Raw genomic sequence first — 20,739 nt, forward strand, 5'->3', positions numbered from 1 at the left:
TTTGGTGGTAGGGCGTGGGCGGGAACGCGGGCGGCGTTTTATTCCGCCATGTGCAGCTCAGCCTCTCAGTGCCGGTGCCAGTGCCCGCCCGAGCGGATGTTGGCATAGCCCAACTGCAGCGAGATGGCGGGCATGGCCGCATACCACGGCGTCCACGACGGGGAATAAGGCTGGTAGTAAGACAAGGGGGCGGGCGTGTACGTCTCTTGCGGACCGGAGGCCGGAGGGTAGTAGCTGGGCGCCTGCTGTGTCGGCGCGGGGTAGTTGGCCGGCGGGGGCGTGTTGATCACCGGCTGGACCATGACGGGAATGGTGGGGCCGGGGTCCGTGGGCGTGCGCGTGGTGTAGCGGCGTCCGGCGTATTCATAGACCACGTCGTAGCCTAGGGTGCGGTTTTCGTAGCGGGTTTCGGTGGTGCAGCGCTGCACGTTCTGCTGCGCCGGATGGGCATTGCCTTCCACGGTGTTGCCGAGCAGCGCGCCGCCTATGATGCCCACCGCCGTGGCCGCGGCGCGTCCGCTGCCGTTGCCAATGGTGTTGCCAGCGGCACCGCCCGCGAGCGCGCCGAGCACTGCGCCCGCGCCCGAGGGTTGGCTGTTGCCGTTGTAGATGGTTTCGTTGCGGCACACCTGCTGCGGGATGGCCACCTGCTGAATGACGGGGGTGGAGGAGATCACCCGGGCTTGCTCTTGGGCCGCGGCCACTGTGCCCATGAGGGCCAGAGCGGAAAGAATCGCGATGTTGCGCATGAAAAACTCCTGAGGGTAGCTGCTTAACGCAGCACGTGCCGCAAAGGCTGACACAGCCTTGTCAAGATACATGGGGGCTGTTGTAGCAATCTGGTAATGTTTTTTGGGGTGTCGAAAAGATGCGAAGTGTTTTTACTTTACTGGCACTGCTCGTCGCGATGGCTTTGGTGGCCTTGCTGGCACGCCAGCAGTTTGCCGCGCTGCGGGGGCCATCGCCAGCGGCCCAGTCTGCGTCTGCGCCGCAGCCGAGCGCTGCAGCGCAGACGCCGCGCCAAGTGGAGCGGCAAGTGCAGCAGCAGGTGCAGGAACTGATACAGCCCCGGCCCATGCCGGAGGACGCCCGTTGACCTGAAAATCATAGCCAAATTGACATTTTCCCCTTATTTTTAAAGCGTTGGAAGCTACTGATATGGGAGCATTCGACATGCGTGCGCAGGATGCGCACTGGATGCGCCTCGCGCTGGCGCAGGCGCAGGCGGCGGCGCAGGCGGGCGAGGTGCCGGTGGGGGCCGTCGTGGTCAAGGAGGGCGCGCTGATCGCCACGGGGCGCAATGCGCCCATCACCGCGCACGATCCGACGGCGCACGCCGAGATCGTCGCCCTGCGCGCCGCGGCGCAGCGCCTGGGCAACTACCGGCTCGAGGGCTGCACGCTCTACGTCACGCTCGAGCCTTGCGCGATGTGCAGCGGCGCGATGCTGCACGCGCGCCTGGCCCGCGTGGTGTTTGGCGCCGCCGACCCCAAGACCGGTGCCGCCGGCTCGGTGCTGAACCTGTTTGCCCAACCCGCACTCAACCACCAAACGCAGCTGCAAGGCGGCGTGCTCGCGCAGGAATGCGCAGCGCTTTTGCGCGGTTTTTTCGCGGCGCGGCGCAGCCAGCAGCGCGCCCAGTTTGTGGCCGCGCACCCTTTGCGCGACGATGCCTTGCGCACGCCACCCGAGCGCTTTGCCAATCTGCCCGCTTACCCGTGGGCGCCGCGCTATGTCAGCGACCTGCCCGCGCTGGGCGGCCTGCGCTTGCACTACCTCGACCTCGGGCCGCAAGCCAGCCCCGCAGCGGCGCGCACCTGGCTGTGTCTGCACGGCAGCCCCGGCTGGAGCTACCTGTACCGCCACATGATCCCGGTGTTCCTGGCCACGGGCGAGCGCGTGCTCGCGCCCGACCTGATCGGTTTTGGCAAAAGCGACAAGCCCAAGAAGGAGCAACTGCACACCTTGCCGTGGCATCGCCAGGTACTGCAGGAGCTGGTGGAGCGGCTGGACATCACACGGGCCGTGTTGGTGCTGCACGGCACGGCGGCTTGGCTGGGGCCGGAATTGCTCGAGGCGCTGCCCGGACGCTTCGAGGGCGTGCTGGTTTTGCAGGGAAGCTGGGGCGACAAGTTGCCCGCGGCGGCGCCGGGCCGCTGGCTGGCCCGCCATGTAAAACCTGCGTCGGGTGACGTCGCACCCGATGCGTACGCCCAAACTGCGAGCGCGGCAGCAGCTGAGGATGGGGCCGCATACGACGCGCCGTTTCCCGATCGCGGCTACTGCGCGGCGCTGCGCGCCTGGCGCAATGAGCACCTGCCCGCTGCTGCCGCTGATGCCTGCAAGGGCGCACTGCCGCAACAGCGGGTGCTGTGCCTTCCAAGCGCTTTCGAGCCCGGCGCCGCCTTGGCTGCGCAGGCTGTGGAATACTTCGCCGCCTGATCTTTTCCATGGAGCGGCCCGCCGGGGCCGAGCGTTTTGTCTCCCGCGCATTCCTCCCATTCCAACGCCGCCCACGTCGCCACCCGCACTGCCGAGCATGCGCCGCATGACCACGACGCGCATGTTCCCGGTGCACGCCACATCTACATCTATGCGCCTTCGAGCGCGGTGAATGACAAGGCGGCGTTCCGGCGCGGCGTCGCGCGCCTGCGTGCGCTCGGCCACGCGGTCGAGGTCGATCCCGACGCGCTCGCGCGCGACACGCGCTTTGCCGGCGACGACGCCACGCGCCTGGCCGCGCTGCACCGCGCCGCAGCCAGCGGTGCCGATGTGGCCTTGATCGCACGCGGCGGCTATGGCCTCACGCGCATCCTGCCCGGCATACGCTACGCCGAAGTGGCGCAGGCCGTGGCGCGCGGCACGCGCTTCGTTGGCATGAGCGACTTCACGGCCTTGCAAAGCGCGCTGCTGGCGCAGACCGGCGCCGTGAGCTGGGCCGGCCCGGCGCTCACGGCGGACTTTGGCGTGGCAGGTGAGCCCGACGAGATCATGCTTGCCTGCTTCGACGACCTGCTGCAAGGCCAGGGCGAGGGCGCGGGCTGGCGCCTGCCGCGCGAGCGCGGTGCGGCAGCCGCCACGGCGGCGGCGCAGGCGCACGATGCGGAACTGCTCGTGGAAGACGCCGTGCTGTGGGGCGGCAATCTGGCCGTGCTCGCGTCGCTCGTGGGCACGCCGTATTTCCCGCAGGTGCAGGGCGGCATTCTGTTCCTCGAGGACGTGAACGAGCACCCGTACCGCATCGAGCGCCTGCTCACGCAGCTGCTCTACGCGGGCGTGCTGGCGCGGCAAAAGGCCGTGCTGCTGGGCCAGTTCACGGGCTACAAGCTCGCGCCGCACGACAAGGGCTACAAGCTGCAGTCGGTGGTCGATGGGCTGCGCAGCCGCATCGACGTGCCCGTGCTCACGGGCCTGCCGTTCGGCCATGTGCCGACCAAAGTGCTGCTGCCCGTGGGCGCCAAGGTCACGCTGTCCGTCGAAGGGCGCGATGCCTTGCTGTATTGGGGGCATATCTGAGCGACGACGGCCCCCGCGCTTCGGAGCGTGCTATCAACAGCCGCGCGTGACGGGCGGCGGCGTGTCGCGCAGGGCGGGCGCGTACTTGCCCAGCTCCCACTTGGCGATCGCGTTGCGGTGCACCTCGTCGGGGCCGTCGGCAAAGCGCAGCGTGCGCGCCGTGGAGTGCGCATAGGCGAGCGGGAAGTCGTCGCACAGCCCGCCGGCGCCGTGCGCCTGGATCGCCCAGTCGATCACCTGGCAGGCCATGTTGGGCGCCACGACCTTGATCATCGCGATTTCGGTCTTGGCCACCTTGTTGCCCGCCACGTCCATGAGCCACGCGGTCTTGAGCGTGAGCAGCCGCGCCATGTCGATCTTGCAGCGCGCCTCGGCGATGCGCTCTTGCGTCACGGTTTGCTGCGACACCAGCTTGCCGAAAGCCATGCGCGAACTCGTGCGCTTGCACATCAGCTCGAGTGCGCGCTCGGCCAGGCCGATCAGGCGCATGCAGTGGTGGATGCGCCCCGGCCCCAGGCGCCCCTGCGCGATCTCGAAGCCGCGACCCTCGCCGAGCAGAATGTTGGACGCCGGCACGCGCACCTTGTCGAACACCATCTCGACATGGCCGTGCGGCGCGTCGTCGTAGCCGAACACGTTGAGCGGGCGCAAAATTTTGAGCCCGGGCGCGTCGGCAGGCACGAGGATCATGCTTTGCTGCGAGTGCTTGGGGGCATCGGGGTTGGTCTTGCCCATGGTGATGAACACCGCGCAGCGCGGGTCGGACGCGCCCGAAATCCACCACTTGCGCCCGTTGATCACGTATTCGTCGCCCTGGCGCTCGATGCGCGTCTCGACGTTCGTTGCGTCGCTCGAGGCCACGGCGGGCTCGGTCATCGCGAAGGCCGAGCGGATCTTGCCTTCGAGCAGCGGCTTGAGCCAGCGCTCTTTCGCGGCCGCGTCGCCGTAGCGCGCAATGGTTTCCATGTTGCCGGTGTCGGGCGCAGAGCAGTTGAAGACTTCGCTCGCCCAGGGCACGCGCCCCATGATTTCGGCCAGCGGCGCGTATTCGGAATTGGTGAGCCCTGCGCCACGGTAGCCGGAGACTTCGGCGGTATCGACGGGTAGAAACAGGTTCCACAAACCGGCGGCCTGCGCCTTGGTTTTGAGCTTTTCTATGGTTTGCAGCGGCGTCCAGCGCTTGCCTGCCGCGGTGTTGGCCGCGAGTTCTGCGGCGCAATCCTTTTCGGCGGGGTAGATGTAATCGTCCATGAACTGCAGCAGCTTGGCGCGCAATTCCTTGGTTTTTGGGGAATAGTCAAAGTCCATGGTGGGTCTCCAGTGAAAAAAGTGACAACCGAGGCGTCAGCCGCGCTGCGCGAAAGACCAGGCGAGTTCGGCCATGGGACGTGCGCCCGCGCCCGAGGCCTTGGCCTGGTCGCTGGACGCGGTGCCGCTTTCGGCGCGCTTGGCGATGCCCTGCAGGATCGCGGCGATGCGGAACATGTTGTAGGCCATGTAGAAGTTCCAGTCGGCGCGCAGCGCCTCGGGCGTGGTGATGCGCGTGCGCTCGCAGTAGCGGCGGATGTATTCGTCTTCGCTTGGAATGCCCAGACTTGCGAGGTCCAGCCCACCGATGCCACGAAACAGGTTGGCCGGGATGTTCCAAGACATGCAGTGGTAGCTGAAGTCGGCCAGCGGATGGCCGAGCGTGGAAAGCTCCCAGTCGAGCACCGCGATCACGCGCGCCTCGTTAGGGTGGAACATGAGGTTGTCGAGCCGGTAGTCGCCGTGCACGATGCAGACGTGGCTGTCGTCGCGCGCGCTCGCCGGCATGTGCGCGGGCAGCCACTCCATGAGGCGGTCCATCTCGGGGATGGGCGTAGTGATCGAGGCCTGGTATTGCTTGCTCCAGCGGCTGATCTGACGCTCGAAGTAATTGCCGGGCTTGCCGAAGTTCGCCAGGCCGCGCTCGGCGTAGGGCGCGGTGTGCAGGGCTGCGATCACGCGGTTCATTGCGTCGTAGATGGCGCCGCGCTCGGCGGGCTTCATGCCCGGCAGCGACTGATCCCACAGCACGCGGCCCTGCATGTATTCCATCACGTAAAAAGCGCGGCCGATGACGGACTCGTCCTCGCACAGCACGTACATGCGCGGCACGGGCACGTCGGTGCCGTAGAGGCCGCGCATCACGGCGAACTCGCGCTCGATCGCGTGCGCCGAGGGCAGCAGCTTGGCCACGGGCCCGGGTTTGGCGCGCATCACATAGCTTTGCGTGGGCGTCACCAGCTTGTAGGTGGGGTTCGACTGCCCGCCTTTGAACATTTCGACCTGCACGGGGCCACGAAAGCCTTCGAGGTGCGCGCTCAGCCAGGCGCTGAGCGCAGCCACGTCGAAACTGTGCTGGGGCGCGACGGGGCGCGTGCCGACAAATGGCTCGTATTGGCTCAAGGCTGTCTCCATGGTGGGTGTGATGGTTTCATTGGATCGATTCGGCGATCTGCATCAGCGCCGCGCGGTCGCGCACCACCAGCCCGCCCGGCTCGATGCGGATGATGTGCTCGCGTTCCATGCCCTTGAGCTCCTGGTTCACGCGCTGGCGCGAGGCGCCGAGCAGCTGCGCGAGTTCTTCCTGCGCGAGCTGCAGGCCGATGCGCATCTCGCTGCCGTCCGCAAGGCTGGGGATGCCGTAGCTGCGCACCAGGTGCAAAAGCTGCTTGGCCAGGCGCGCACGCAGGGGCAAGGTGTTGAGGTCTTCCACCAGACCGTAGAGCTGGCGGATGCGGCGCGCGTGCAGGCGCAGCATGGCTTCGTAGAACTCCACGTGCGCGGCCAGAATCTTTTTGAAATCGGCCTTGGCCACGCACAGGATGGTGGTGTCGCCGTGCGCGTAGGCGTCGTGCGTGCGCTGGTCGCCGTCGAAGATCGCCACGTCGCCAAACCAGATGCCCGGCTCCACATACGTCAGCGTGATCTGCTTGCCCGAAAGCGAGGTCGAGCTCACGCGCACGGCGCCGCGCGCGCAGGCGATCCACTCGTGGGGCGGATCGCCGCGCGCGGCAATCAAGCCGCCGTCCTGGAAGCGTTTGACGTAGGCGCATCGGAGTATGTCGTGGCGCAGCGAAGGGGAAAGCGAGGAAAACCAGCGACCGGAATTGATCGCCTCTCGTTCCTCGATGGTAAGAATCGGCTCGTCCATAGTCTGTCTTGTGGGTGACTTACGGCTGGTGGTGCTGTCGCGAAGGTGACCCTTTGCGGCCTGCGTGCGCGAACGCTGGCGGCACGGCGCGTTCGCACCGGTGTTCACTCGTACTGCGGCTGGCGCTTTTCGAGAAAGGCTGAAATGCCCGTGCCCGCATTCGGGTGGTGCAGGTTTTTCAGGAAATGTGCGCGTTCGAGGTCGAGCTGCGCGGCCAGCGGGGTGAACGGCGCTTCGGTGAGCAGTTCCTTGCAGCTTGCGAGCACGTTGGGCGCGCGGGCATTGAGCTCTTCGGCCAGCGCCAGGGCATCCGCGAGTGCGCCACCCGGCTCGCTCAGGCGGTTCACGACGCCGAGCGCATGCAAGCGTTCGGGGGTGATGCGTGCGCCGCACAGCAGCAGTTCGCTCGCGAGCTGGCGCGGCAAGGCGTGCGCAAGGCTCCAGCTCGCGCCGCCGTCGGGCGACAGGGCGACGTTGCTGTAGGCCATCACGAACACCGCATTGCGCGCGGCGACGATCAGGTCGCACGCCAGGGCGAGCGAGAACCCCGCGCCCGCGGCAGCGCCTTCGACTGCGGCGATGATGGGCTTGGGGTAGGCGCGTATGGTGCTGATCCACTGGTGCAGCCCTTCTATGCCCTGCGCCTGCACTTCGGGCGTGGTCTGGCGCTGGGCGAGCAGCCGGCGCAAATTCCCGCCCGCGCAGAACATGCCATCAGAACCGGCGATGAGCACGCTGCGCACTTCGGGGCTGCGCTCGGCGACGTTCAGGGCTTCTATGCCTGCGGCGTAGATGGCCGGCTCGATCGCGTTGCGCGATTCGGGGTTGTGTATAGTCAGAATCAAGGTCTGTCCCTGGCTGCGGCTCCAAAGTTCTGCGGGCATGGCGGGTCTCCTATGGGCATGGTTTTTTCGCCACATGATTATGGCGAGCCTGTGCCAAAGTATTTGTGTGCCAGAATCCGCGCAAAGAAAATGAAACTCACGTGAAAATGCGTTACACCATTGTGGGAGTGGGCGGAATACTGCTGGCAGGCAGCGCTGCGGCCCTTTCGCTGGGGCCAGCCAAGGGTACCGTGCTGTTGGGTGCGCCCGTCGATCTGGTTTTCGAAGTGGAGCCGGATCCGGGCACCAGTGTGGCGTCCTCGTGCGTCACGGCCGAATTGCTTGTCGGTGATGTGCCCACAGCAAACGAGAAAGTTCGGGTTTTGCCCTTGCCCGAAATGCCAGGACGTGCGGCGGCGGTACGGGTGCGCGCCTCCATTGCCGTGGATGAGCCCGTGGTTCAGGTCAAGCTCTCGGCCGGTTGTTCTGGCAAGGTGTCGCGCACGTACACCTTTTTGGCGGATCTGCCCGTGGGGGCGAGTTCTTCGGCGCCCGTGGATATTGCACGGATCGCGCCACCACAGTCCCAGGCTGATGGTCGTGAAGCGGGTCTACTGGCAAGCACTGCGGCAGGTGCCGCCGGCGCGCGTTCGTCTCCTGCCGACGGCTCCATCCCCAGCGCCAAACCCAGAACACGCCCTGCAGCCCGGCCGGCGGCGCGCCCCGTCAGAGTTCGGGAGCGCCCACCCCCGCAGGCACCCAAGGCTGCCGCGCAGGCACGCCCTGTCGCCTCGGCACCAGTCACTGCACCGCCTGCGCGCTCGCGTCTGGTGATGGAGCCGCTCGATGGTTTGGGGGCAGGGCTGGGGGCAGACGCTCCTGCGGCCTTGCGCTCTTCGCCCGAACTGGCGTCTGCGCCGCCGCTGGCGTCCACGCCGCAACGGGCAGAGGCAGCAGCGAGCTGGAAGGCGCTGAACGCTTCCGGCGCGGGCGTGCAAAGCGACGCCGAGCGCATGCATGCCCTCGAGGCCGAACTCGCCACCTTGCGCGCTCGCTCCGCGGAGCAGCAGACCGGTGTGGCCCAGCTCCAGCGGCGGCTCGACGCCATGGAAAAAGAGCGTTTTGCGGCCGCGTGGGTCTATGCGTTGCTGGGCTTGCTGGCGGCGGCGGTGCTGACTTTGACTTGGTTCTGGCAGCGGGCGCGGCAAGAGGCCAAACGCGCGGTAGAGTCCTGGCGCGATGCAGTCGCTGCGGGGGGGCGCAGTGGTGCCGCCGACAAGGCTGCAGTGCAAGGGGCCATGCCGCTTTCGGTGCACGGCAGCCAGGATGCACAAGAAGTCGTGCCTTCTGCAGCAAAAGAGCATGCTGCCCCTCTTGCGCCCCAGCTTTTGGACATGTCCCAAAGGCAGGATGTGGAATCGCGTACAGGGCCTTTGACGGTTCCCATAGATTTTTCGTTGGAGTTTTCGTCTGGGCATACGGCGGCGCATATCGTTCACCCCGAGGAGCTTTTCGATGTGCAGCAGCAGGCCGAATTCTTCATTTCGGTGGGCGAGCACGAGCAGGCCGTTGATGTGCTGAAAAAGCACATCGCCGAGCACGAGGAGACCTCTCCGTTGGCGTACCTGGAGCTTTTGCAGCTCTACCATGTGCTTGGCCGCGCAGAAGATTTCGAGCGCTTGCGCGCGCAGTTTCAGCGTTACTTCAACGCGAGCGTGCCCGGTTTCAAAGAGTTTGGTCGCCCTGGCAAAAATCTGGAGCACTATCCGCAGGCGCTGGAATCGATCGAGGCTGCGTGGGCCACGCCAGATGTGGAAGGTTTGCTCGAGCACTACTTGTTCGAGCGCGACGGCGGGACGGGTGCGGAGCCCTTTGACCTGGCAGCTTTTGATGACTTGCTGCTTCTGCTCTCCATCGTGCAGACGACGCCCCCGAGCGCGCGCACGGCAGCCAAACCAAAGGCAAAAACAGCTTCCTCGCCGGCGCCGAAGTCTCCGGCCGCGCAAGAAGCTCCTCGGTCGCAGGGCGCCGGCGCTGAGTCCATGGCCAAGCCAGCGGCCGCTTCCGTGCAAAAAGCCGCGGCCCCGTTGGACATCGATTTCGATTTTGGTGCCATGGCTGCGCAGCCGGCCCGATCCAAGGGGACTGGGCCCGATCTCGACCTGGACCTGTCCGATCTGCCGCCCGTGACGCGCAGTGACCTGCCGCCCGTTCCCGTGACGGCGCCGCCGCATCCTGACCAGCCCGTAGGGTTTGGCGCGGCCAGTGACAAGTTCGAGGCGCGGGTCGAATGGAGCCGGGACAAGGACGGCCCGAAATCAAAGTAACGGGCGTGCGCGCGGCTTGGCGGTGCGACTTTTCTGCCCCCTGTCCGCAGCAGCGTCTTTCAGCGCAGTGCTGCCGCCATCAGCTCCATCAATTTCTGTGCCTCCGCATCAAGATCGGCGGCGTTGAGCAGCGCGCGTACCACGGCGATAGCGCCTACGCCGGTCGCGAGCACCGGCGCGAACTGTTCGGCACCGATGCCGCCAATGGCCACGAGCGGATAGCTTTTCAGCAGCCGGGCATAGGCTGCGAGGCGCCCCAGCCCCTGCGGCGCGGTGGCCATGGCCTTGAGCGTGGTTGGAAACACCGCGCCGAGTGCGATGTAGCTCGGCCCTAGCGCGTCGGCGCGCAGCATCTCGGCGTAGCCGTGGGTGCTCACGCCCAGGCGCATGCCGCTTGCGCGCAGCGTTTGCAAATCTTCGAGCTGCAGCGCATCCAGGTCTTCCTGCCCCAGGTGCACGCCGTAGGCACCAGCCTCGATCGCGGCGCGCCAATGGTCGTTGATGAAGAGCCGCGCCGGCGTGCCGCGCACGGCCTGCACGGCAGCAGCGACTTCACGCGCGATCGCCGCTGGGTCGCTGGACTTGAAGCGCAATTGCACCGTGGGCACGCCTGCATGCGCCATGCGCTGCACCCAGGTGGCGTCGGGCAGCACGGCGTACAGGCCCAGTTGCATGGGGCAGGCGGCAAAGACGTGAGGCCCGTTGCGCAGGCGCAGGCCGAAGTCGCGCGGGTCGTCGGGCCAGTCGGCGGCGCTGAACTGGCCGGTGCGCTGCGTGCGCGCCTGCCAGGCGCGGGCAAGGCAAAGCGCGTCGGCAGCGATGAAGCCGAGTGTGCTGCAGGCCTGCAAGGCTGCTTGATAAACCGGCTCCTGCGTGTCGGAAGCAGGCGTTGGCTGGGGGGCAAAGCCGGCAAAGGTCGTGGCGTGGTGGCGCACGATGTCTTGCGCCATGCGGTCGATGTCGTCTGGGGTGGTGCTCATGTCTGGTGCCAAAAAGGGGTGCCGAGCACCGGGGTGCTGGGTTGCGCAGATGCTTGCTCGGCCATGGTGCCGGCCAGGTAAGCGTTGCGCCCGGCCCGCACCGCGTCGGCAAACGCCCCGGCCATCGCGACCGGGTCTTGCGCCAGTGCCACGGCGGTGTTGAGCAGCACGCCGTCGTAGCCCCACTCCATGACCTGGCAGGCGTGCGACGGGCGGCCCAGACCCGCATCGACGAGCAAGGGCACCGAGAGGCGCTCGCGCAGCAATTGCAGCGCATAAGGATTCACGGGGCCGCGGCCGGTGCCTATGGGCGCAGCCCAGGGCATGACGGCCGCGCAGCCCACATCGACGAGGCGCTGGCACAGCACCAGGTCTTCGGTGCAATAGGGCAGCACCTTGAAGCCGTCGCGGATCAGCTGCGCGGCGGCATCGACCAGGTGCAACGTGTCGGGCTGCAAGGTGTAGTCGTCACCAATGAGTTCGAGCTTGATCCAGGGCGTGTCGAACACCTCGCGCGCCATCTGCGCCGTGGTGATGGCCTCCTGCACGCTGTGGCAGCCGGCCGTGTTGGGCAGCACGGGCACCTGCAGCGCGCGCAGCAACTCCCAAAAGCCGCGCCCGGTCTCGGCCGCCTGGCTGCCCTGGCGCCGCAGGGAGGCCGTGAGCATGGCCGGGCGCGCGCGCCGCACTGCGGCCTCGAGAACGCTAGGAGAAGGATAGCGCGCCGTGCCCAGCAGCAGCCGGCTGGCGAACGATTCGCCATACAGTACGAGGGCATCTGCAGCGGCGTCGGCGGGTGCCAGGATGGAGTTGGGGGTGGGTGGCGCGTCGGCTGGGGTCATGGTTTGCAGCATTTCAGCCGCCCGTCACGGGCGCAATGATCTCGACCTCGTCGCCTGGCTGCAAGCGCTGCTCGGCATAGCGCGACTGAGGCACGAAACGGGTGTTGACAGCTACGGCAAAAGGAGCACGCGCGGCAATGGTCGCAATGGCGTCGGCCACAGTGGCCCCTTCGGGCAGGGTGTGCGGAATGCGGTTGATGAGGACGTTCATGGTGTCGCGAAAGCAGCACGGGCAGGGGTGGCAGTGTGCACGATGTGCAGGCCCAGGCGCTCGGCGAGCGGCGATGCCCCCGTGTGCAGCCATTCGAGCGCGGCGTCGAGCACGGCCGGCGCGATCATGTAGCCGTGGCGGTACAGGCCGTTGACTTCGAGCAGCCGCGGGGCGCTGCAGCGGATCGCGGGCAGGTTGTCCGGCAGGGTGGGGCGGCACTGCGTGGCGATTTCGAGGATGCGCGCCTCGGCAAAGCCGCTGTGCACGGTGTAGGCGGTGCTGAGCAGCTCCAGGGCCGAGCGCACGCTCACGGGCGAAAGGTCCTCGGATTCGATCTCCGTAGCACCGATCACGAACAAATGCTCCTCCTTGGGTGCGATATAGATCGGATAGCGCGGATGCACGAGCCGCGTCGGCCGCTGCAGCGTGACTTCGGGCGCATGCACGCGCAGCACTTCGCCGCGCACGCCGCGCAGCGCCGGCCATTGCGCGCGCGCGCCCAGGCCGCGGCAGTCGATCAGCCAATCGGGCTGGCCAGGCGTGCCGGGGGCGAAGTCGCCCACTTCGCGCGGCGTGTGCCAATGGACGCGCACTTGCAGACGCTGCATTTCCTGCGCGAGGGCCGCGAGCAGCTGGCGGTTGTCGAGTTGGCCCTCGCCGGGCAGATAAAGACCCTGGGCAAACCGATCGGCGAGCGCTGGCTCCGCTGCCGCGAGCCGCGCCGCGTCGAGCGCCTCGGGCGCCGGTAGTTCCGGGAGGGTGGCATGGGTGGAGTCGAAGACGCGGCGCAGGCGCTGCGCCTCGGCCGCATCCTGCCGGTGCCAGACCACGAGGGTGCCGTTTTGCTGGAAAAACACCGGCTGCTCGAGCGCGCCGAGCAAAGCGGGCCAGCGTCTGAGTGCGTACTGGCCCATGCGCACCACGCTGGGCTCGGTCACGGCCGATTCGGCCAGCGGCGCGAGCATGGCGGCGGCCACGGTGGCGGCCGCATGTTCGGCCTGCGGGCCGCCGCGGTCGAACACCTCGACCGCATGGCCTGCGCGGGCCAGCTCGACCGCGAGCAAACGGCCCATGAGGCCCGCGCCCAGAATGACGATGGAAGAAGAGGATGGCATGGCTTCGTCTCGCAGAGGACGAAACGGGTCAAGGCCGCACGCTGCAAAACGCGAAACCCGCACGCCAGCTGGGGCCCATCTCGGCCACGCCAATCCCAAAGCGCGTGACACTTCCGTTTCGTCCAGGAGAAAAGAATTACAGCACAGCCAAACCCTGCGCCGCTTGACTTGGCGCATCCACCATAATTTCCATCATGCGTTCGTCAGCTTCTTCTGCGTCTTCTGCCCACCATGCTTCTTGCAGCTACGTGCGCGTGCTCTCCATCGCGGGCTCCGACAGTGGTGGCGGCGCGGGCATACAGGCCGACCTCAAGACCTTCAGCGCCTTGGGCTGCTATGGCATGACGGCCATCACCGCGCTCACGGCCCAGAACACGCAAGGTGTGCGTGCGATCCATGGCGTGCCGCCCGAGATGCTGCGCGCGCAGATCGACGCCGTGGTGGAAGACATAGGCGTCGATGCCGTGAAGATCGGCATGCTGCACGCGCCCGAAGTCGTGCGCGTGGTCGCCGAGGCGCTGCGCCGGCACCGCATGCCGCATGTGGTGCTCGACCCCGTCATGGTGGCCACGAGCGGCGACCGCCTGATGGCCGAGGAGACTGTGGCCGTGCTCGTGGCGGAGCTCTTTCCGCTGGCCGAGGTGATCACCCCGAACCTCGACGAGGCTGCTTGGCTGCTCGGGCGTCCGCTCGCGAGCGCGGGCGCACTCGAAGGCGCCGCGGCGGATCTGCTGGCCTTGGGCGCGCCTGCCGTGTTGCTCAAGGGGGGGCACTTGGCGGGCGAGTTCGTGATCGATTGGCTCGCCACGCGGGATGGTCTGCGCCAGTCTTTCGAGTCGCCGCGCATTGCAAGCCAGAACGTGCACGGCACCGGCTGCACGCTCTCGTCTGCGCTGGCAGCCTATCTGGCCTGCGGTCTTGCGCTGCCGCAAGCGGTGGAGCAGGCGCGCGCCTACGTGCTCGGCGCGATTGCCGCCGGGGCCGAAGTGCGCACCGGCCACGGCCACGGCCCGCTGAACCATGGCTACGCGCCGGCGGTGCAGCGCGTCGTGCCACAGGAGCGATGAACCGCGCCGCTCAACCTGGCAGCTCGAGGATGGCCTTGGCCAGGATGTTGCGCTGGATCTCGTTCGACCCGGCGTAGATCGTCGCTGGCCGTGCGACGAAAAACACGTTCGCAGGGTGCACCGCGCCCCCATGGGCCAGCGCGACGGACGCGTTTTGCACGCCGTCTTCTGCGGCGGTGTCCAGCAACAGTTCGGAAATGCGCTGCGTGGTTTCGGTGACCCAGATTTTCAGCATGGAGACTTCGGCGCCCAGGTCTTTGCCGCGGCGCAGCACATCGACGCAGCGCACGAACAAGGCGTTCAGGTCATCGACGTCGAGGCGCAGGGCGTCGAAGCGTGCGCGCCAGACAGGGTCTTGCAAGCGCTGCCGCGTTTCGGCCAGCGCATGCAGGCGCAGCAGCGGCGCACGCGCATTGCGCGGATGGCCAATGGTGATTCTTTCGGAACCCAGCAACGACTTGGCCATGGACCAGCCCGCGTTCATGGCGCCCACCAGATTGCTGCGTGGTACGCGCACCTTGTCGAAAAAAGTCTCGCAAAACTCTTCGCCGCCACCGAGGTTGCGAATGCGCTTGACCGTGATGCCGGGTGCGCGCATGTCGGCGAGCAAGAAGCTGATGCCTTCCTGCTTCTTGGCCTTGGGATCGGTGCGCACCAGCATGAAGATCATGTCGGCCTCGTGCGCGAACGAGGTCCAGATTTTTTGCCCGTTCACGATGAACTCGTCGCCGTCGAGCACTGCCGAAGTGCGCAGGTCGGCCAGGTCCGACCCTGCCTGCGGCTCCGAATACCCCTGGCACCAGCGCACCTCGCCCGAGAGGATCTTGGGCAAGTGTTCGCGCTTTTGCTGCTCCGTGCCGTGCTGGATCAGCAAAGGCCCGAGCATGGTCAGCCCCGGGTTGGGCGCCAGGTTGATGCCGTGCCGGTCGAATTCGTTCTGGAACAGCACCTGCTCGTAAGCACTCAGGCCCATGCCGCCGTATTCTTTGGGCCAGTTGGGTGCGGCCCATCCTTTGGCGTAGAGCTTTTCGTGCCAGGGTTTGGCCGTTTTCTGGCTCAGGCGGCTCGGGGGATAGCGCCACTCGGGCGGAAAGTTTTCGGCGATCCATCGGCGTAGCTCGGCAATGGAAACGGCGTGCTCCCCGCTGCCGATGACCTGGGATTGCGCCTTGTCCTCATCCGCCTCGAGCGGGGCCAGCGCCCCATAGCGCGCGCGGTGCCAGTGGGCGCTGCCCAGCCAACTGGAGAGCACCATGGCTTTCTTGAGGTAGAGGCCGATGTCGCATTCGTCGGTATAGCCAATGCCGCCGTGCATTTGGATCGCTTCTTTGGTGATGTGCATCGCTGCGTGCGTGCAGCGTGCTTGCGCCTGGCTGGCGGCGCTGGCGCGCAGCGTGGTGTCTGCCGACGTACTACCGAGCACATCGGCGTTTTGCACGCACTGCATGAGCACGGCGCGGGCAAGTTCGGTCTGGATCAGCATGTCTGCGGCGCGGTGCTGCAAGGCCTGAAAGCTGCCGATCGGGCGGCCGAACTGCGCGCGTGTGCGCAGGTAGTCCATGGTGATCTCGAGCGCGCGCTGCATCACGCCGAGCATCTGGGCGGCGGCCAGAATGCGCGCCTCGTCGAGCGTGCGCTGCAGCGCCAGGGCGGCGGTTTTCGGCCCGGCCACGAGGTTTTGCGCGCTGACCTGGAGGCCGTGGAATTCGAGTTCGCTCCAGCTCGATCCGTCCACCAGCGCATGCGGGCGCTGCGTGAGGCCGTATGCCGTGGCCTCGACCAGAAACAGCAGGGTGTCGCCCTGCGGCCCCCGAGCCGAGACGATGAAGGCGTCTGCGGCTGCGGCGGCGGCGACGTATTTTTTGCAGCCCTCGAGCACAAAAATGTCGCCGCTTGGATGGGCACGCAGGGTGGGGTTGCTGCCGTCCTGGTCGGACTCGGACTCTTGCCAGGCCAGCGTGAGCGTGCATTCGCCTTGGGCCAGGCGCGGCAGCCATGCGGCTTGCAGGGCAGGGTTGTCGCCATGGAGCAAGGCGGCCGCAGGCATGAACGCCGCGGCGATCAGGGGCTCGGGCGCCAGGGCCTTGCCCGCCTGCTCCAACACCAGCGTCGCCTGCAGCAGGGTGCCGTCGCTGCCGCCCAAGGCCTGCGGCAAGCGCAACCCCGTCCAACCCATGGCCGCCATCTCGCGCCAGCGGGCCTTGTCGAAACCGGGCGGCTTGCCGCGCCATTCACGCATTCCGCGGCCATTGCCATCCTGGGCAAAATAATCGGCTGCGGCGTGGCGCAGCATATTGTCTTCAGTATCGAGATCGTCCAAACGCGCGTTGAGATCTATCATGCAATGTCTCCTATAAAAAATATCTGAATTCGTTTTATGGTTTTTATTTTCACGAATTCAGATATATTTATTTCAGTGGATGGACATACCGCCATCCGCGCCCACGATTTGCCCTGTGACATAACTCGCACCGGGTGACGCGAGAAAAATGAACACCGGCGCAATTTCTTCGGGTTCGGCCCAGCGGCCGAGCGGGATGCGTTCGAGGTAACGGTCTTTGAAGCGCTCGTCCGTGCGGATGGTTTCCGTCATGGGTGTCGCGGCGCCGGGTGCGACGGCATTGACGACGATGTTGTAACGCGCCAATTCGCGCGCGGCGGACTTGGTGAATCCTATGAGCCCCGCTTTGGCGGAGCCGTAATTGATCTGGCCTATGGTGCCCAGAATGCCGGCGGAGGACACGGTGTTGATGATCCAGCCGCGCTGGCGCTCCATCATGCCGCCGACCACGGCCTGCAGGCAATTGAAGCTTCCGCCAAGGTGCACGTTGATGACCTGATCCCATTGGTGCCGGCTCATTTTGTGCAGCATCGCGGTGCGCGTGATGCCGGCGTTGTTGACGAGAATGTCCACGGGGCCGAGTTTGCCCGCGATTTCGGCCACGGCGGCATCGACAGAGGCGCGGTCTGAAACGTCGCAGGCCACGCCAATCGCATGTTGGCCCTGCTTGCGGATTTCCTCTGCGACTTCCTGCGCCTTTTCGCCATTCCAGTCCACGACGGCCACTTTGGCACCTTGCGCAGCATAAGCGCGCGCTATGCCGGCGCCTATCCCCTGCGCCGCGCCTGTCACCATGGCGACCTTGTTTTCGAGTGCTTTTCCGCTGAACATCTATTTGCTCCTTGTAAATGTGATGGTTGTTGATGGAATATGCGTTGCATTGGATGTAATCCATTCATGGGTACTGGACGGCTGCGGTCTCCTTTCTCTCGGGTTTTGGCAAAAAATGGATGCGCGGTGTATAAACCATCGCATACCAACAAAGCCAAGGAGACAGCACGATGCCACCCCCAGCCGCCAGGCCATCCCTCGCCCCTTTGTTCGATCCGCGCGCGATTGCCATTTACGGCGCGTCGTCCGACCCAACCAAGATCGGTGGGCGCCCGCTCGACTTTCTGAAAAAAAGCGGCTTCGACGGCCCACTGTATCCGATCAATCCGAAGGCACCGCAGATACAGGGCCTGCAAGCTTATCCTGCGGTGGCCGCAGTGCCCGATGCGGTGGACCTGGCCATCGTCGCGGTGCCGGCGCCGGCGGTGCTCGCCGCGCTCGAAGACTGCGCTGCGCATGGCGTGCGCGGGGCGGTCGTGCTGAGTGCGGGCTTTGCCGAGGTCGGCGGCCCGGGCGTGGCCTGGCAGGAGGAGATGAGCGCGCTCGCGCGGCGCACCGGCATGCGCGTGGTGGGGCCGAACTGCATGGGCCTGATCAACGTGCGGCGGCGTCTGCTGGGCACTTTTACGCCGAGTGCTGCGGGCTTTGGCCTCGTGCCGGGGCGCATCAGCGTGGTCAGCCAAAGCGGTGCCTTCGGCGGCTATTGCCTGTCGCTGATCCGCCAGCGCGGGTTGGGGCTGAACCTGTGGATCACCACCGGCAACCAGTGTGATGTCGATGTTGCCGACTGCATCGAGCACTTTGCGCTCGACGCAGAAACGCAGGTGATCGCCGGCTACCTCGAGGCGGCGGCGGACAAGGAGCGGCTGTTCCACGCCCTGGCGCTGGCGCGCGAGCGCGGCAAGCGCGTCGTCATCATGAAGGTGGGGCGCTCGGAGGCGGGCGCGCATGCCACGGCATCGCACACCGCGTCGCTTGCGGGTTCCGACCAGGTCTATGAAGGGGTGTTTCGCCAGTTCGGCGTGCTGCGTGCGCGCAGCATCGACGAGTTTTTCGATACCTCCTACGCGGCGGCGTCGCCGGCTCCGCTGCCGCAGGGCCGGCGGCTCGGTGTGCTCACGGTCTCGGGCGGGGTCGGGGCCTTGATGGCCGACGTGGCCGCCGACGTGGGTCTGGACATGCCGCCCATGCCCGAGGATGCGCAGCGCCGCCTCAAGGCCCTGCTGCCGTTTTGCGGGCCGCGCAATCCCGTCGATATGACGGCGCAGCTGGTCAACGACCTGACGCTGTTCGAGCGCAATTTCGAGGTCATGCTGCAAGAGGGGCGGTACGACGTGATCGTGGCCTTTCTCTCTAGCGTTGGCCAGGTCACGGAGCTGGGGCGCGGGATTCTCGAGCAGCTACAGACCGTGCTGCAGCGCTTTCCAGACCGCACGGTGATTGCGACCATGCTCGCCTCGCCCGAGGTGCGGCAGATGTTCGAGCAGGCAGGCGTGATGCTGTTCGACGAGCCCACGCGCGCCGTGCGGGCCGCCGGGGCGCTCGTGCACTACGGGCAGCAGTTGCAAAAGCGCGGCGCAGCCGACGCACCGCCGCCTTTGCCCGCCGGGGCGCTGCCGCCGCCCGCGCAGGTCGTGAACGAGGTCGAGGCCAAGGCGGTGCTCGCGAGCGCGGGCATCCCCGTGGTGCAAGAGCGCGTGGCTGCGAGCGAAGACGAGGCAGTGCGCGTGGCGCAGGAGTTTGGCTACCCCGTGGTGCTGAAAATCGCCTCGCCCGACATCGCGCACAAGAGCGAAATCGGCGGCGTGATCGTCGGCGTGCGTGACGCAGCGCAAGTGCGCGCGGCGTTTCGCACGCTGCGCGAGCGTGCGCACACACATGCACCCGCGGCCCGCATCGACGGCGTCGTGGTCGCGCAGATGGCGCCGCCGGGCGTGGAGACGATTCTCGGCGTGGCGCACGACCCGGTGTTTGGCGCGGTGCTGATGTTCGGCATGGGCGGCGTGTTCGTCGAGGCGTTCCAGGACGTGGCCTTTCGCGTCGCACCTTTCGGCGTGGCCGAGGCGCGCGCGATGATCGAGGAGGTGCGCGGCAAGGTGCTGCTGGCCGGCGTGCGCGGTCAGCCCCCGGCCGACGTGCAGGCGCTGGCCTCTGCCATCGCGGCGCTGTCCGTCTATGCCGCGCAGCACGCCGATGCGATTGAGAGCATGGACATCAACCCCTTGCTCGTGCTGCCGCGCGGGCAAGGGGTGCTCGCGCTGGACGCTTTGATCGTGCCACGCAGTGCTGCGTAGTGCCACATAGTGCGTGACACGGGCTCACGCGCAAGCAGGGCAATAAAAAAGCCGCATGTCCAAGAAAACATGCGGCCTGTTTGCTATTCTTTTAGCTGGTGCCGGAGAGAGGAATCGAACCCCCGACCTTCTCATTACGAATGAGCTGCTCTACCGACTGAGCTACTCCGGCGAAGCCCGGCATTATAGCGCCGTGTGGTAGCTCGTGACGAGCTCTACCTCGTTTTTCGAGCCCAGGATCACGCTCACGCGCTCGTGCAGCTGGCTGGGTTGGAGGTCGAGGATGCGTTGCTGGCCGTTGGTGGCGGCGCCGCCGGCTTGTTCGACCAGCCAGGCCATGGGGTTGGCCTCGTACATCAGGCGCAGCTTGCCGGGTTTGCTCGGCTCGCGCTGGTCCCAGGGGTACATGAAGATGCCGCCGCGCACGAGGATGCGGTGCACGTCGGCCACCATGCTCGCGACCCAGCGCATGTTGAAGTCCTTGCCGCGCGGGCCGTCCTTGCCTTGCAGGCATTCGTCGATGTAGCGCCGCACGGGCGGGGCCCAGTGGCGCATGTTGCTCATGTTGATCGCGAACTCTTTGGTGTCCTCGGGGATGCGCAGCTTTTCTTCGGTGAGCACGAAGGAGCCTTGCTCGCGGTCCAGCGTGAACATGGCCACGCCGTCGCCCACGGTGAGCACGAGCACGGTTTGCGGGCCGTAGATGCAATAGCCCGCGGCGACCTGCTGGCGGCCGGGCTGCAGAAAGTCGCCTTCATCGACGCCGCGGTCGTCCTCGGGCATTTTGAGCACGCTGAAGATGGTGCCTATGCTCACGTCCACGTCGATGTTGCTCGAGCCGTCGAGCGGGTCGAACAGCAGCAGGTATTCGCCTTTGGGGAAGCGGTTGGGCACGACGTAGATGGCGTCCATCTCCTCGCTGGCCATGGCGGCGAGGTGGCCGCCCCACTCGTTGGCATCGATCAGCACTTCGTTGGCGATGATGTCGAGCTTTTTCTGCACTTCGCCCTGCACGTTTTCGCTCTCGGCGCTGCCGAGCACGCTGCCGAGCGCGCCCTTGTTCACGGTCAGGCTGATGCGCTTGCACGCGCGTGCCACGACTTCGAGCAGCAGGCGCAGCTGCGCGGGGATTTTGCCAGCTTCGCGCTGCTGCTCGATCAGGTAGCGCGTGAGGCTGATGTGTGGGGTCATGCAAAGTCTCCCTGGATGTTCT

General features: G+C 66.5%; 18 protein-coding genes and 1 tRNA gene. 6 read left to right on the forward strand and 13 right to left on the reverse strand.

Annotated elements, in window-relative coordinates; genetic code table 11:
- Positions 1 to 65 precede the first annotated feature (65 nt).
- Positions 66 to 749 carry a glycine zipper 2TM domain-containing protein gene (locus PYV55_RS05880; RefSeq protein ID WP_275849747.1) on the reverse strand — a complete coding sequence of 228 codons (684 nt, stop codon included), beginning with the start codon at positions 747 to 749 and terminating at the stop codon, positions 66 to 68.
- A gap of 158 nt (positions 750 to 907) precedes the next feature.
- On the opposite strand from PYV55_RS05880, the gene PYV55_RS05885 reads away from it, so the two are divergent.
- From PYV55_RS05885 to PYV55_RS05895, 3 genes are all read left to right on the forward strand, one after another.
- Entirely contained in the window at positions 908 to 1,096 is a 189-nt protein-coding gene (locus tag PYV55_RS05885) for a hypothetical protein (protein ID WP_275849748.1), read from the forward strand.
- Between the two features lie 62 nt (positions 1,097 to 1,158).
- The gene (gene tadA, locus PYV55_RS05890; RefSeq protein ID WP_275849749.1) at positions 1,159 to 2,442 is read left to right on the forward strand and encodes a tRNA adenosine(34) deaminase TadA; all 1,284 of its coding nucleotides are present in this window, start codon (positions 1,159 to 1,161) and stop codon (positions 2,440 to 2,442) included.
- Positions 2,443 to 2,583: 141 nt separating this feature from the next.
- Positions 2,584 to 3,516, forward strand: coding sequence for an LD-carboxypeptidase (locus PYV55_RS05895; RefSeq protein WP_275849887.1), 933 nt, complete (start codon positions 2,584 to 2,586; stop codon positions 3,514 to 3,516).
- A 33-nt stretch (positions 3,517 to 3,549) separates the two neighbouring features.
- Here PYV55_RS05895 and PYV55_RS05900 read toward each other — a convergent pair whose 3' ends face one another.
- The 4 genes from PYV55_RS05900 to PYV55_RS05915 form a co-directional block, all read right to left on the reverse strand.
- Positions 3,550 to 4,824 (reverse strand): acyl-CoA dehydrogenase family protein, encoded by a 1,275-nt coding sequence (locus PYV55_RS05900; protein ID WP_275849750.1) that lies wholly within the window; start codon positions 4,822 to 4,824, stop codon positions 3,550 to 3,552.
- 36 nt (positions 4,825 to 4,860) lie between these two features.
- Positions 4,861 to 5,958, reverse strand: a complete 1,098-nt coding sequence (locus tag PYV55_RS05905) for a phosphotransferase (protein ID WP_407066771.1) — start codon at positions 5,956 to 5,958, stop codon at positions 4,861 to 4,863.
- A gap of 16 nt (positions 5,959 to 5,974) precedes the next feature.
- Positions 5,975 to 6,694 carry a Crp/Fnr family transcriptional regulator gene (locus PYV55_RS05910; RefSeq protein WP_275849751.1) on the reverse strand — a complete coding sequence of 240 codons (720 nt, stop codon included), beginning with the start codon at positions 6,692 to 6,694 and terminating at the stop codon, positions 5,975 to 5,977.
- A 104-nt stretch (positions 6,695 to 6,798) separates the two neighbouring features.
- Complete coding sequence (locus tag PYV55_RS05915) at positions 6,799 to 7,578, reverse strand: oxepin-CoA hydrolase, alternative type (RefSeq protein WP_275849752.1); 780 nt, start codon at positions 7,576 to 7,578, stop codon at positions 6,799 to 6,801.
- 107 nt (positions 7,579 to 7,685) lie between these two features.
- Here PYV55_RS05915 and PYV55_RS05920 point away from each other — a divergent pair, with 107 nt between their 5' ends.
- The gene (locus PYV55_RS05920) at positions 7,686 to 9,845 is read left to right on the forward strand and encodes a type IV pilus assembly protein FimV (RefSeq protein WP_275849753.1); all 2,160 of its coding nucleotides are present in this window, start codon (positions 7,686 to 7,688) and stop codon (positions 9,843 to 9,845) included.
- A 59-nt stretch (positions 9,846 to 9,904) separates the two neighbouring features.
- Here the strand turns inward: PYV55_RS05920 and PYV55_RS05925 are convergent, their stop codons facing one another.
- From PYV55_RS05925 to PYV55_RS05940, 4 genes are read right to left on the reverse strand one after another with little or no spacing between them, the layout of a single operon-like run.
- A complete protein-coding gene (locus PYV55_RS05925; RefSeq protein ID WP_275849754.1) occupies positions 9,905 to 10,825 on the reverse strand; it encodes a thiamine phosphate synthase in 921 nt (306 codons plus the stop codon).
- Positions 10,822 to 11,667: a thiazole synthase gene (locus PYV55_RS05930; RefSeq protein ID WP_275849755.1), complete on the reverse strand. Its 846-nt coding sequence runs from the start codon at positions 11,665 to 11,667 to the stop codon at positions 10,822 to 10,824. The genes PYV55_RS05925 and PYV55_RS05930 overlap by 4 nt, the downstream gene beginning before the upstream one ends.
- A 13-nt stretch (positions 11,668 to 11,680) precedes the next feature.
- Positions 11,681 to 11,878: a sulfur carrier protein ThiS gene (gene thiS, locus PYV55_RS05935; protein WP_275849756.1), complete on the reverse strand. Its 198-nt coding sequence runs from the start codon at positions 11,876 to 11,878 to the stop codon at positions 11,681 to 11,683.
- Positions 11,875 to 12,993, reverse strand: coding sequence for an FAD-dependent oxidoreductase (locus tag PYV55_RS05940; protein WP_275849757.1), 1,119 nt, complete (start codon positions 12,991 to 12,993; stop codon positions 11,875 to 11,877). Before PYV55_RS05940 ends, thiS begins: the two co-directional genes overlap by 4 nt.
- A gap of 194 nt (positions 12,994 to 13,187) precedes the next feature.
- Between PYV55_RS05940 and thiD the strand changes: the two genes are divergently transcribed.
- Positions 13,188 to 14,060 (forward strand): bifunctional hydroxymethylpyrimidine kinase/phosphomethylpyrimidine kinase, encoded by an 873-nt coding sequence (thiD, locus tag PYV55_RS05945; RefSeq protein ID WP_275849758.1) that lies wholly within the window; start codon positions 13,188 to 13,190, stop codon positions 14,058 to 14,060.
- Positions 14,061 to 14,070: 10 nt separating this feature from the next.
- On the opposite strand, the gene PYV55_RS05950 is transcribed toward thiD, so the two are convergent.
- Together PYV55_RS05950 and PYV55_RS05955 are read right to left on the reverse strand one after the other, a co-directional pair.
- Entirely contained in the window at positions 14,071 to 16,401 is a 2,331-nt protein-coding gene (locus PYV55_RS05950) for an acyl-CoA dehydrogenase family protein (protein WP_275849759.1), read from the reverse strand.
- Positions 16,402 to 16,473: 72 nt separating this feature from the next.
- The gene (locus tag PYV55_RS05955; RefSeq protein ID WP_275849760.1) at positions 16,474 to 17,232 is read right to left on the reverse strand and encodes an SDR family NAD(P)-dependent oxidoreductase; all 759 of its coding nucleotides are present in this window, start codon (positions 17,230 to 17,232) and stop codon (positions 16,474 to 16,476) included.
- Between the two features lie 170 nt (positions 17,233 to 17,402).
- On the opposite strand from PYV55_RS05955, the gene PYV55_RS05960 reads away from it, so the two are divergent.
- The gene (locus PYV55_RS05960) at positions 17,403 to 19,526 is read left to right on the forward strand and encodes an acetate--CoA ligase family protein (protein ID WP_275849761.1); all 2,124 of its coding nucleotides are present in this window, start codon (positions 17,403 to 17,405) and stop codon (positions 19,524 to 19,526) included.
- A 96-nt stretch (positions 19,527 to 19,622) separates the two neighbouring features.
- Here the strand turns inward: PYV55_RS05960 and PYV55_RS05965 are convergent.
- Positions 19,623 to 19,698 (reverse strand) — tRNA-Thr (locus PYV55_RS05965).
- 11 nt (positions 19,699 to 19,709) lie between these two features.
- Complete coding sequence (locus tag PYV55_RS05970) at positions 19,710 to 20,717, reverse strand: class 1 fructose-bisphosphatase (protein WP_275849762.1); 1,008 nt, start codon at positions 20,715 to 20,717, stop codon at positions 19,710 to 19,712.
- Between the last annotated feature and the right edge of the window lie 22 nt (positions 20,718 to 20,739).

Origin of the sequence: Extensimonas soli (assembly GCF_029211265.1) — a bacterium.
Lineage (GTDB): Bacteria > Pseudomonadota > Gammaproteobacteria > Burkholderiales > Burkholderiaceae_C > Extensimonas > Extensimonas soli.